The 13,107-nt window shown below is 39.1% G+C and carries 12 protein-coding genes; 3 read left to right on the forward strand and 9 right to left on the reverse strand.

From position 1 onward, the window contains the following. Positions 1–159 precede the first annotated feature (159 nt). The 6 genes from M3600_RS18125 to M3600_RS18150 form a co-directional block, all read right to left on the reverse strand. Positions 160–717: a PepSY domain-containing protein gene (locus M3600_RS18125; RefSeq protein WP_233314008.1), complete on the reverse strand. Its 558-nt coding sequence runs from the start codon at positions 715–717 to the stop codon at positions 160–162. 100 nt (positions 718–817) lie between these two features. Then, positions 818–1,522 (reverse strand): PepSY domain-containing protein, encoded by a 705-nt coding sequence (locus tag M3600_RS18130; protein WP_251646974.1) that lies wholly within the window; start codon positions 1,520–1,522, stop codon positions 818–820. Further along, positions 1,519–2,883 (reverse strand): sensor histidine kinase, encoded by a 1,365-nt coding sequence (locus M3600_RS18135; protein WP_251646976.1) that lies wholly within the window; start codon positions 2,881–2,883, stop codon positions 1,519–1,521. The genes M3600_RS18130 and M3600_RS18135 overlap by 4 nt, the downstream gene beginning before the upstream one ends. After that, positions 2,880–3,578: a response regulator transcription factor gene (locus tag M3600_RS18140; RefSeq protein WP_251646978.1), complete on the reverse strand. Its 699-nt coding sequence runs from the start codon at positions 3,576–3,578 to the stop codon at positions 2,880–2,882. Before M3600_RS18140 ends, M3600_RS18135 begins: the two co-directional genes overlap by 4 nt. 158 nt (positions 3,579–3,736) lie before the next feature. Next, entirely contained in the window at positions 3,737–4,666 is a 930-nt protein-coding gene (locus tag M3600_RS18145; RefSeq protein WP_233314012.1) for a manganese-dependent inorganic pyrophosphatase, read from the reverse strand. 228 nt (positions 4,667–4,894) lie between these two features. Next, positions 4,895–6,229: a glutamine synthetase family protein gene (locus tag M3600_RS18150; protein ID WP_237941336.1), complete on the reverse strand. Its 1,335-nt coding sequence runs from the start codon at positions 6,227–6,229 to the stop codon at positions 4,895–4,897. Positions 6,230–6,829: 600 nt separating this feature from the next. On the opposite strand from M3600_RS18150, the gene M3600_RS18155 reads away from it, so the two are divergent. Then, positions 6,830–8,047, forward strand: coding sequence for an aminotransferase-like domain-containing protein (locus M3600_RS18155; protein ID WP_237941335.1), 1,218 nt, complete (start codon positions 6,830–6,832; stop codon positions 8,045–8,047). Continuing rightward, the gene (locus M3600_RS18160; RefSeq protein ID WP_237941334.1) at positions 8,047–9,024 is read left to right on the forward strand and encodes a D-2-hydroxyacid dehydrogenase; all 978 of its coding nucleotides are present in this window, start codon (positions 8,047–8,049) and stop codon (positions 9,022–9,024) included. Before M3600_RS18155 ends, M3600_RS18160 begins: the two co-directional genes overlap by 1 nt. A 46-nt stretch (positions 9,025–9,070) precedes the next feature. On the opposite strand, the gene M3600_RS18165 is transcribed toward M3600_RS18160, so the two are convergent. From M3600_RS18165 to M3600_RS18175, 3 genes are all read right to left on the reverse strand, one after another. After that, positions 9,071–9,460, reverse strand: coding sequence for a rhodanese-like domain-containing protein (locus M3600_RS18165; RefSeq protein WP_233314016.1), 390 nt, complete (start codon positions 9,458–9,460; stop codon positions 9,071–9,073). A gap of 136 nt (positions 9,461–9,596) precedes the next feature. Continuing rightward, a complete protein-coding gene (acnA, locus tag M3600_RS18170; RefSeq protein WP_233314017.1) occupies positions 9,597–12,302 on the reverse strand; it encodes an aconitate hydratase AcnA in 2,706 nt (901 codons plus the stop codon). A gap of 213 nt (positions 12,303–12,515) precedes the next feature. Next, positions 12,516–12,776 carry a hypothetical protein gene (locus M3600_RS18175; protein WP_233314018.1) on the reverse strand — a complete coding sequence of 87 codons (261 nt, stop codon included), beginning with the start codon at positions 12,774–12,776 and terminating at the stop codon, positions 12,516–12,518. 165 nt (positions 12,777–12,941) lie between these two features. Between M3600_RS18175 and M3600_RS18180 the strand changes: the two genes are divergently transcribed. Continuing rightward, positions 12,942–13,094, forward strand: coding sequence for a small acid-soluble spore protein P (locus M3600_RS18180; protein WP_233314759.1), 153 nt, complete (start codon positions 12,942–12,944; stop codon positions 13,092–13,094). Positions 13,095–13,107: the final 13 nt, after the last annotated feature.

Genomic DNA, 13,107 nt, shown 5'->3' on the forward strand with positions numbered 1-13,107 from the left:
CTTCCCAATGTTGGTGTTTATCAAAAAATATTCTTCTCAATATATTGGTCTCCATAAAATGAAAATACCACAGCTTAAATGACTGTGGTAGACCCAAATTTTTATACTTTCTTATCTTTTAAAAAAACAGCCTAAATGAGGCTGCTTCTTATAGTCAGATTAAAACCTGTCTTGCTCTTTACTTAATATTTTTCCTGTTTCTGCTGAAATGCTCAGCTCTGTTTCCATGCCATCCTTTGCTGTTACTTCTAGGTCATAAATGAATTGAGCGTTATCATCATCTAACTCAAATTCTGTAATGGTGCCATCTGCTTCTTTTAATGCTATTTCTTTCGCTTGCTCTTCTGTTACTTTAATTTTATCAGCAAGCATTTCCTTTGTAATGATGGTGCCGTCTTCTGAATCGACATATATATCATCTTGGTCATCAGCGAATTCTACTTGGTATACACCTGCTCCAGTTTCCGTATACTCTTGCTCTACCTCTTCTACAGCACTATTCTTTTCTTTTGAAGCAATTTCAGCAGCCTCTTGTTTTGATACAGCCGCCGTTTCTGCTGTAAAGCTTTTTACAATACCACCGTTTGCATAGACATCTCTGTCATCAATCAGGTCATATGCAGCTGCTCCGCCAAAACCGATGATTGCTGCACCGATACCGTATTTTAACCATTTAGTTTGTATAATTTTGCTCCACGCTTTTTTTATTGTATTCATTTTTTAATTCCTCCTTTTTCTTATACTTCTATCCTATCCTGAGAAAATGATAAGACTTTAGCAGAAATATGAGAAATTGATGAGAATTCATCGGAGCGTTTTAATCATTGTCCCAATTAATTGATTCAATGGCACCTGTATAGGCATTAATATACATTTTTACTTCTTTATCGCCTTCCGCTTCTATTTCCAATTCATAAACGAGACCGAAATCTTCATCCTCTTCCATATCGATTTCTGAAACAGTTCCTGCGATTTCCTGTAAAGCTATTTCCTCTGCTTTTTCCTTTGAGATATATTCTGTAGTTCCGTCTGCCGCATCTTCTTTAATTTCTCCAGTTTCCCTGTCTAGCAAATAGGCTGTGTCTTTAGCTTCTGTTTTAATAATAAAAGAATAATAGGAAATACTATCTTGGTTTGTTTCTTCAATTGTCAATAAATCACCTGTTATCTGCTCTTGTATCAACGTTTTTGCCTCTTCTTCTTGGATGAGACTAGCTTTGTCGGTAGTATCCTTCACAGATTGTTGAATTAAGGTCTCCACTTTGCCTGTCTTTTTGTTAAGCACTATATTGTATACACCACTGTCTGTTTCAAAAATGATTTGATAAGAAGGTCCTGATTCTCCATCCCTTTGTGAAACACTACTTACTGTGCCTCCATAATTAGACAAGACAAAATCTTTTGCCGCATCCTCTGTTAAAGTACTGCTTTCATCGGCGAAGAAGATAAAATACCCTAAAACCAATAGGACAATAATCAGGAGGAAGCTGCTAATGAGGAGAAGTTTCTTCTTGTTCATCATTTGTCCACCGCCTTTTGTCCTGCAGGGAACATACATGTAAACGTTGTTCCTTTATCTAACTCACTTTCCACTTCAATCATACCATCATGAGCAGTCATGATAAGTTTTGCGATCGACAGTCCTAGCCCAACACCGCCGTTTTCCCGATTTCTCGACATATCAGCACGGTAAAAGCGGTCAAATATTAACGGCTGCTTTTTTTTATCAATACCGATGCCATCATCTTCAACCTTTAAAATAATATTCTCTTGTGTAGTGTTCACTGCCAATTTCACTGTATTTGCTCCATACTTAAAGGCATTATCAAGGAGAATAAGAAGAAGCTGCTTTATTTTTTGCTTATCACCATACAGAATGACTGGCGTGCTTGCCTTTTCAACTAACACGATCCGTCCTGTCGCCATTTCCATATTCTTCGCAGTCTTGATGCAAAGCTTATTCAGCTCAAAGTCTTCCAAATGCAAGACAAGATGATCATCGGCTTTTGCCAGCTCAAGCATTTCATTTGTCATTTCCTTCATACGTACCGCCTCTGATAAAATGGCATCTATTCCTTCCTCTAAAGCATCAGGCTTATTCTTTCCCCAGCGCTTCAGCATGCTGGCATAGCTTTCAATTACAGTAAGCGGAGTTTTCAATTCATGCGAGGCATCATAGACAAATTGTTTTTGCTTATCATATTGCAATTCTAATATAGATATCATTTTGTTAAAGGTGTTCCCAAGCTGATACAATTCATCCTTACTTCTGTCTTGCAATTCAAGCTTTTGAAAACTGCCCTTTGACTGGATCTCCTCCATTGTTTTTATAAGAGACTGAATTGGTGTCAATATGAAACTTGATAGCAATCTTCCAGCCAAAAAAGTCGGCAATATAACGAGAACAGTCCCGATTATCAGAATCAGTCTTAATACATCCAATATACGCAGTGAGCTGTCGATATTTTCAGCCATCTCCAGCTTTACTACACTGCCGTCATTCCAGATGACTGGCAGTGAAGCAACGGCAAACGAGCTTCCATCTTGTTTTAGAACGTTTTCCGATTGGCCAGCTGAAAAGGAATGGTCTATATCAGCATAGCTTGATTCTTTCGTGCTTGTAAAAATCACTGCATTATTTTCGTCAATTGCACGAATCATTCCATTTGCCGGGACGAAGGCACGCAGGAGGGAATTTCTCGTCATTTCTGTTGTTGCACTGTCAAGATTTCCTGCTGCCTGCATCAACTTGCCTGCTGTTTCGTTCACTTCATTTTTAAGGATTTCCTTTTGAAAAACGAAGTAAATGGTCGTATTAAGACAAACCATCATTAGGATTAGCAGCAATGTTGAAAAAACTTGGATGCGCGTTCTGACTCTCATATAGAAGATTCCTTAATGACATAGCCAACCCCGCGAATTGTTTGAATCAGCTGTCTATCAAATTGATAATCGATTTTCTTGCGTAAATATCTTATATAAACATCCACCACATTTGTATCTGCCATAAAATCATAACCCCAAACATGATTCATAATTTGTTCTCTGCTTAACACAATATTTTTATTTTCCATTAAATAAAGAAGCAGCTCAAATTCCCTTGGTGTCAGTTCAATATCGATGTCTGCACGCTTTACGGAATAAGATTTGACAAATACTTTTAAATCATCCACTTCTAGCACTTTTTCCTGCTCTTGTTTCCATTGCATCTTGCTGACGCGAAGGCTTGCCCGAATTCGGGCAAGCAGCTCCTCTATTTGGAATGGCTTTGTCATATAGTCGTTTGCCCCTAAATCAAGGCCTGCTACTTTGTCTGGAATAGAATCTCTTGCAGTCAAAAGAATAACCGGAACATGCACAGCTGCATTGCGGATTCTTCTTAAGACCTCTAAACCGCTTAATTTTGGCAGCATTACATCAAGCAAGACAAGACTCCAGCCTCCCTCAAGCACTTTCTCTAAACCTTTAACACCGGAATGCTCTGCGTGAACTTCATAACCTTCGTATTCGAGCTCCATCGTAATGATTCTTGCGATTTTTTGTTCATCTTCAATAACAAGAATTTTATCCTTTGGCAAACTTCCTCAGCTCCCTATTACATCTCTGGGGGAAATGTTTTTTAGTCATATCTTTACTTTGATATTATCGTAAACACGCACATAAAAAAAGAACTTGCCTTTGAATAAGTGATCTTTATGATCAACTTACACAAGCAAGTTCTTTTTACTATTATGGATTATTTTGATAATTCCTCTGTTAATACAGGAACGATTTGTTTTTTGCGTGATACAACACCTTTAAGCAAGGCTGTGTTATTTTCAAGTTTTACGCCAAATGCCGCTTCCACTGCACTGGTTTTCGTTCCAAGTGCGAGGGCAACAGAATCATTGTTTAAGATATCTGTTACAACAAGCAAGAATAAATCAAGCCCTTTGTCAGCAATCACTTTATTTAATGCATCTTCCAGTTCGCCTTGTTTAGCAAGTACATCATTTGTGTCCACTGCATTAACTTGAGCAACTTCCACTTTATATGACCCCATTGGAAATTCTTTTGCATCAAGGCTGATTAGTTGCTCTACTGTTTTGTCGCTTAAATCTGCACCAGCTTTAAGCATGTCCAAACCATATTGGTCCAAATTAATGCCAGCAATTTCAGCAAGCTCTTGTGCTGCTTTAACATCCTGATCTGTGCAAGTTGGAGATTTAAACAATAATGAATCGGAAATAATTGCAGAAACCATTAAACCTGCAATGTCTTTTTTGATTTCAACATTGTTCTCTTTGTAAAGCTTGTTAAGAATTGTAGCAGTACAGCCAACAGGCTCAGCGCGATAATATAAAGGATCGCTTGTTTCAAAGTTAGCAATACGGTGGTGGTCGATAACTTCCAGGATAGAAACCTCTTTAATATCTTCCACACTTTGCTGGAATTCGTTGTGATCTACAAGAATTACAGAATCTGTTTCCTCTGACGCCTTTTGTATGTATCTTGGAGCTTCAGCTTTGAAGTAATCTAGAGCGAACTTTGTTTCGCCATTGATTTCTCCCAGGCGTACAGCTTCCGCTTCTACACCTAAAGCTTTTTTCAATTCTGCATAAGCGATAGCAGAACAAATCGTATCCGTATCAGGATTTTTGTGACCAAAAACTAAAACTTTTCCCATTCTTTAATTCTCCTTGTAACTGAAATTATTGACATAGATAAACAAGGATGCACTTGTTATCCAATGTATTTATTGTATCATATCGCTAGCAAAAATAAATAATCGATAGACAAAATCTCCTTCTTATTTTATCGGAATTGTATTTTTGCGAAGAAGCATTTGACATAAACTACTAAGATAGCACAACAAAAAAAAGAGGGCTGATGCCCTCTCTTATCTATCAAACTATTAGAATTTAAATTGGTAGTTTTCAATTTCCCAAGCATGGATTTGTGTACGGTAGTTATCCCACTCTTCTTTTTTCGCTGCAACATACTCATAGAATACGTGCTCTCCAAGTGTTTTAAGACCGATTTCTCCTGCTTCTAGTTCAGCGATAGCTGCTTCTAGGCCACCTGGTAGGCTGTCGATGCCCAACTCTTCGCGGCGTGCATCTGTCATGTGGAAGATATCTTCGTTAACAGGTGCTGGAGCTTGCAATCCTTTTTCCACTCCATCAAGACCAGCAGATGCTATTACTGCAAATGTCAAATATGGATTTGATGCTGGATCTGGACAACGCAATTCTACGCGAGTTGCCATGCCTTTTTTAGCTGGAATACGGATTAAAGCTGAACGGTTTGAAGCAGACCAAGCAAGATATACTGGTGCTTCATAGCCAGGTACTAGACGTTTGTAAGAGTTTACTAGCGGGTTTGTAACAGCTACGAAACTCTTAACATTATCAAGGATACCAGCGATGAAAGAGTAAGCTTCACTTGAAAGCTGCAGTTCATCAGACGGATCGAAGAAAATGTTTTCGCCATCCTTGAAGAACGACATGTTAACATGCATTCCTGAACCGTTGATGCCGAATACTGGCTTTGGCATAAATGTTGCATGCAAGCCATATTGTGCTGCGATTGTTTTAACTACCCATTTGTAAGTAGTCGCAAGGTCTGCAGCTCCTAGAGCATCTGCATATTTAAAGTTAATTTCATGCTGGCCTTCTGCTACTTCATGGTGCAATGCTTCAATTGTAAAGCCCATTGCTCGCAAAGTTTTGAAGATTTCAACACGAACCTTTTCACCTAAGTCTTTAGGAGATGGCTCAAAGTATCCGCCTCTGTCACCTAGGACTGTCGTTGGGTAACCTTGTGCATCTGTTTCAAACAAGAAGAATTCCAATTCAGGACCTACAGAAATCGTATATCCTTGTTCTGCTGCACGTGCCACTGTCTTCTTAAGAACATTACGTGTGTCACCTTCAAATAATGTACCATCTGGATTTGTTACAGAGCAAAGGAAGCGTGCTTCTGAATATCCTTCTTCTTCTGTCCAAGGCAACACAACAAATGTGTTTAAATCTGGGGCTAAATAAGAATCTGATTTATTGATAGGTGAGAAACCTTTGATGGAAGAACCATCAATCATGATTTTCCCTTCTACTGCATCATCTAATTGAGCTGCTGTAATTGTGATATTTTTCAAAATCCCTTCAATATCTACAAATTGCATATGCAATAATTCTACATTTTTTTCTTTAATGATACTTTGAATCTGTTCTAATGTAATTTCAGCCATGTCAATTTACCTCACAATTCATGTTCTATTATCTAACTTGAATTCATTATAAGAAATTATTTATAGTTATACAATATCTTTTTTAAAATTTTTTAAATATTTTATAAGATAGCGTTTACATTCTTTTGTTTTTATGTTTGGTTCATTTTTTATAAAAATCCGAAAATTCTGTAAAAAATGAAACTAACTGCTTATTTTCTTTTGAATGCTCGTTTTTTCGCCGTCTTTTAATATTTCCATATTCGAAATAAATAGCATATAGTTGGCTCTATATTCAGTAATTCTCCAAACGTTTTACTGACGAAAGGAGCAAACTGGCTTGGCTTCATGCAGTTTTGCTATCGGCAGCTTCTTTTCCCATTAGGAATGTCTGCACCATTAATCTTGTCAGATTTTCTTCGCTTATTAGCAATTCATGGAAGATAAATCAGGAATTTACAAAACAGTACATGGAGGTAGTGAATCAAGGATTTATGATTAGCCTTTAACAAGCAATCCTTTTCTACTAAAAGCAGTTTTTGAAATAAATTACTTTATAAATTATTTGAATAGTGTTAATTTTTAAAATAAATTATTTTTTAAGAGGATGGTGTTTAAAGTATGAATTCATTAAAGCAATTTACATTTAGTAAAAGATTTCCGAACATGCCGATTATCGGCTCCTCCTTCGCCGGTTCACTAGACCATGTTATTCCATTGTCTTATGGTTTTCCTGCTCCAGAGTCTTTTCCATTAGAAACGATGGTTGCTGCAACACAAGCTGCCATGAAAACGCAAGGGTTTGGTGCTATGTCTTATAGCGGCGGAACAGGCACAAGTCATATTGTTAACTGGATTCTCGAACGATCAAAGCTCCGTGACGTACATGCAAAAGAGGACCAAATCCTTGTAACTGCCGGGAGCATGCAGGCAATCGATTTAGTGGCACGAACACTCACTGACCCAGGTGACGAAATTTGGATTGAAGCTCCTTGTTTTTTTGGTGCAATTCGGACATTTAATTTGGCGCAGGTAAAATTACGGTCATTTCCGATTGATGAGAATGGAATAATGGTTGACTATGTGGAAAAAGCGTTATTAGAAGCCACTCTTCAGCAAAAGCCAATTCCGAAGCTTCTGTACATCATGCCCAATTACCATAATCCAGGCGGTGTCAATCTCTCTGTAGACAGACGAAGGAAACTCGCAGAGCTTGCTTATGAATATAATTTCTTCATTTTGGAAGATGATGCTTATGTGGAGCTTTCCTTTGAAGGCACTTATCTCCCTTCAATCCACTCCTTCGGTCCTGAGCGCGTCATCTATTTAAGCACCTTTTCTAAAGTAATTGCACCTGGTATCCGTTTAGGCTGGGCAATTGGATTAAGTGAGATTATCACTAAGATGCGTATTTTGAAAACAGACGGGCTGACTAGCGTATATGTACAGGAAGTTGTTCACAATGTGTTAGACCAGCTGGATATCGAAGAACATATCAAGTATTTAAGCAATACGTATAAATCAAGAAAAGAGGCAATGGTTGAAGCCATTAACGAGCATTTCGGCGACGAGGTCAGCTTTGTTTCACCAGAAGGAGGCTTCTTTCTGTGGCTCACATTCCCTGCTGGCATAAATACAAGCGACTTTGTGGAAGCTGCAATGACTGCTGGTGTCTCCTATTTGGATGGACAGCATTTCTTCCTTGAAGACGAAGGCTTTAACACAATGAGACTTTGTTTCACATACTGTAGTGAGGAGAAAATTAAAGAGGCGATTAAACGGCTTGCGGAAACTTACTTCCAATATATCCGCACCTTGCCGATGGAGGAAGCTAACTGATGGATTCATCATCCCCTGTCATTTATGTTAGGTACAATATACCAAAAAAGTATATCGAAAAAATAAAAGCCTTAGGTGCAACCGTTTTGTTTGATCCTTGGCAATTTGGTAAAGAAGAACCAGCAGTGAACTTCGATTTAAGTGAGTGTGATATTATCCTTACCTTAGGTTTAATGGACCCTCTTACCATTAGGAACAACGCCCCAAAGCTTAAATGGGTACAATCATTAAGTGTTGGACTGGATGCTCTGCTTCATGAGGAAACAATTAAAAGTAATCTACTGATTACTAATACAAAGGGCTGCACTTCTATACCGATTGCCGAACATACTGTTGCCATGATTTCTGGGTTTGCAAGAGGGCTGCCAACCATGCTGCGTAATCAAAACAAGCGAATCTGGAGCAATACGGATATTCAAGACTTAGACGGCGCCACTATAGGAATTATCGGATATGGAGAGATTGGCAAAGAGATTGCGAAAAGATGCAAAGTTCTTGGCATGCATGTAGTCGGCTGCCGAAAGAGACCTTCCATTACAACAAGTAATGATCCTGCAGATGAGGTGGTTGGACTTGAACAAGTCGATGATGTCATTGAAAATGCTGATTTTCTTGTTCTCGCTTTGCCTTCAACAAAGGAAACGTACCAATTCATAAATAAAGAGAAGCTAAAGCTTATGAAACCATCTGCTTACTTGATTAATATCGGCAGAGGCAATACAATTGCAGAAGCTGATTTGCTGGAAGTGTTAACAGCTCAGCGAATTAAAGGTGCTGCTCTTGATGTATTTGAGGTGGAGCCGTTACCAAGCGAGTCCCCCTTCTGGGCATTGGAGAATGTCATAATATCTCCCCATAATGCCTATTATTCTCCGAAAAGCATGGATCGTTATATGGATATATTTTTAGAGAATGTCACTAGATTTAAAGAAGGCAAAGAGCTACTTAATTTGGTTAATAAAGAGCTTGGCTATTAAAATATAAAGAGGAGCGACCATTTAGCGCTCCTCTTTTCCTTCGGTATTAAACTGTTTCGTAGCCTTCTTGTTTCCAAGCTGTTGTTCCGCCTTCAATGAAAGCTACATCAGCAAATCCCATTTGTTTAAGCAAATAAGCGCCAAGAGCAGCTTGTCCGCCTAAACCGCATGTTACTAGAATCGGTCTGTTGCGATCAGCTAATTCTGGATTGCGAAGCTCTTCAGGAAGCTCCAAATCAGCACGAATCGGCAGCATGCCTAGTGAAATGTTTACACTGCTTGGAATTAAACCGCAAGCTCCTGCATCCTCAGCATCCTGCACATCAATTACATATGTATTAGGTTTGTCTTCCATTTGTTTTTTTGCTTCAATTGATGAGATGCCTTTCACATTGCTTCTTGCTTCTTCTAATAATTTTCCGAATGTCAACGCCATTCCAATCACTCCTTCATGGTAATTTCCTACATATCTATAGTAGCAAACTTTTCCTTAATTACCTAGCAGAATGTACGCCCACTAAAAGAAAAAGAGACTAATGAGTCATTAGTCACTCATTAGTCTCTTTCTATCATTAGTTCTTCAATTTATCTCGAAGCACCATCGGTAAGATTCCACCGTGACGGTAGTAGTCTATCTCTACTTCAGAATCAAAGCGTACAAGCACTTCAAATGTCTTCTTGTTTCCATCCTCATCTGTCGCAGTAACTTCAATGAAATCACGAGGTTTAACTGTTTCATCGACATATATGTTAAACGTCTCTTTACCTGTTAAACCAAGAGACTCTGCGCTGTCTCCATCCTTGAATTGCAATGGAAGCACACCCATTAACACAAGGTTAGAGCGGTGGATTCTCTCAAAGCTTTCAGCAAGAACTGTTTTAATTCCAAGGAGATTCGTACCTTTTGCTGCCCAGTCACGAGAAGATCCCATGCCATAATCTTTGCCGGCAAGAACCATTAGGCCAGTTCCATCTTGTTTATATTGCATACAAGCATCATAAATGGATGTCACTTCACCTGTCGGCCAGTATGTCGTAAACCCGCCCTCTGTACCAGGAGCAATCTGATTACGGATACGGATATTCGCAAATGTTCCTCTCATCATGACCTCGTGGTTACCGCGGCGAGAACCGTAAGAGTTGAAATCGCGAACCTCTACTCCGTTTGCTTTTAAATATTTACCTGCAGGAGTGTTGACACCGATTGCTCCGGCTGGTGAAATATGGTCTGTTGTAACAGAGTCGCCAAACTTGCCGACAATTTTAAGCCCTTTAATCGGAAGTACCTTCTCAGGATCAGGCTTCAGCCCTTCAAAGAATGGAGGGTTTTGAATATAAGTGCTTGAATCATCGAATGTGTATAATGAATCGCTGCTAGTCTGAATTTCATTCCAGCGCTCGTTGTCGTCGAACACACGCTCATACTCCTTCTTAAACAGTTCAGGAGTTACAGTGCGGTTTACCACTTCATTAACCTCTTCAGTTGATGGCCAAATATCCTTGAAGAATACATCGTTGCCATCCTTATCTTTGCCGATTGACTCGTTTTGCAGGTCAATATCAACAGTTCCCGCAAGTGCATAAGCCACAACTAACGGCGGTGATGCCAAGTAGTTTGCTTTTACAAGCGGATGAATACGACCTTCAAAGTTTCTGTTACCGGAAAGCACACTAGTAACAAGCAAATCAGAATCAGCAACTGCCATTTCGATTTCATCACGCAATGGACCAGAGTTTCCGATACAAGTCGTACAGCCGTAACCAACAAGGTTAAAGCCGATTTGTTCCAAGTATGGCAGCAAGCCGGAATCTCTTAAATAACCAGTTACTACTTTTGAACCTGGCGCCAAAGAAGTTTTAACGAATTTAGGCACTTCCATGCCAAGTTCCACTGCTTTTTTGGCAACAAGGCCAGCACCAACAAGCACATACGGGTTGGATGTATTTGTACAGCTAGTGATAGCAGCGATTGCAACAGAACCTGTCCTCATTGTCGTTGAGTCCCCGTTAGCAAACTTGATATCTACTGATTTATCAAACTCATCTTTCTTCAAGCCGAAGCCTTGATTTCCTTCAGGTGCAGTCACAGAATCAACAAATGCTTTTTGCAGCTGCGATAATGGAATCAAGTCTTGCGGACGTTTTGGTCCAGACAGGTTTGCTTCAATATCTGAAAGATTAATTTCAATTACTTTTGTATAAACTGGCTCAATACTAGGATCAAAGAACAGTCCATTAAGTTTAGAATATTCTTCTACCACTTTGATTTGCTCTTCTGATCTGCCTGTTAATCTCATATAAGCCAATGATTCCTCATCAACTGGGAAGAATCCGCAAGTTGCTCCGTATTCTGGAGCCATGTTAGCGATTGTCGCACGGTCAGCTAGCGGCAATTGGGAGATACCAGGTCCGAAGAATTCAACGAACTTGCCTACTACCCCTTCACCTCTCAACACTTGTGTAACTTTTAAAGCAAGGTCTGTTGCTGTTGAACCGTTAGGCATATCACCAATAAGCTTCACACCCACAACTTCTGGAACTGGGAAATATGATGGTTGTCCAAGCATGCCAGCCTCTGCCTCGATACCGCCGACACCCCATCCAAGTACGCCGATTCCGTTGATCATCGTCGTATGTGAGTCTGTTCCTACTAATGTATCAGGGAAAGTTTCTAACTCTCCATCTTCATTTTCGACTACTTGCACAACATTTGCTAAATATTCTAAATTTACTTGGTGTACGATTCCTGTAGCAGGCGGAACGGCACGATAATTATCAAAAGCTTTTTGAGCCCAGCTCAAAAATTGGTAACGCTCTGCGTTTCGTTCAAACTCAAGATCCATATTTGCAGTCAACGCATCTGGCGTACCATATTTGTCAACCTGCACACTGTGGTCAATAACAAGATCGACCGGTTTTTCCGGGTTAATTTTGCTTGGATCTCCGCCAAGATCAGCCATGGCTTTTCTTAAAGAAGCCAAGTCAACAACTGCAGGAACTCCTGTGAAGTCCTGTAGGATAACCCTTGAAGGCTTAAATGGCACATCAATTTCTTTCAGTTCATCTGTTCCCCATTTTGCAAGGTTTTCCACATGTTCGTCTTTAATGACAAAACCATCCATTTGTCTTAATACAGATTCCAATAGAACTTTGATAGAGTACGGCAATTTGGAAACATTGCCGATTCCCGCTTTTTCCAATGCATCCAATTGATAATAATGATAACGCTTCCCATCAACCTCGAATGATTTACGTGCATTGTAAGTATCTTTTGCCATATGTATTACCCCCTCCATGTAATCATATACCAAAAATAGAAAAATAGTCGAATATTTCGTACTTTCTATCTTTTTAGTCTTTTATTTCCTCATTCATTTTAATACAGTAGCTTTGATAAGTAAATAATAAGAAAGTTATCATTTATAATAAGCGCTACTTATGACCTAATTAAAAAAGCACCCTTTCCAAAAGAAAAGGTGCAACTATTAAAGTTACGAAAGATCATTTACCTCACTGACAATCGTTTTTAAATCTTGCTGGAATGTCTCTAGCTGTTTGCGCTGATGTTCAGACGCAGTTTCTAAAGCATTTTCGATTTGTTCATATGTTTCGTTAATTTCTTGTTTCAGATGCTTCAGCTGATGACCGTAGCTTGCAGAATCCTTTACAATATCTTCATATAATGTCTGCGTTTCACGCATGTTATTTTGGGCAGCTTGGAAAGCTTCTTGTTTATTGCTGTGATAAAACACTGTATTTCCTCCTATCTATTTTTGCATAAGAATCGTGGTTGTAAGCAGGAAAGAAATCCTACAGTTAAATTGCTCAAAGACACAAAAAAATATTCTGTATAAACAAGAGATATTTCTCCCATTCTAAACAGTGAAGAGCAAACTGCTTTTCAAATGGCAAAGGAGATGAAGGTCTTGAATAAAAACGACGGTAAAGATATGCGCAAAAATTCACCGAAAGGCCATCACGGCGGACAGCCTGAGCCTCTCAGCGGGAGCAAAAAAGTGAAAAACCGCAACCATACTAGACAGAAGCACAACAGCGGACACGACTTTTAATAAATAGATAAAC

It is taken from the genome of Niallia sp. MER 6, from assembly GCF_023714395.1.
In the GTDB taxonomy this organism is placed as follows: domain Bacteria; phylum Bacillota; class Bacilli; order Bacillales; family Cytobacillaceae; genus Niallia.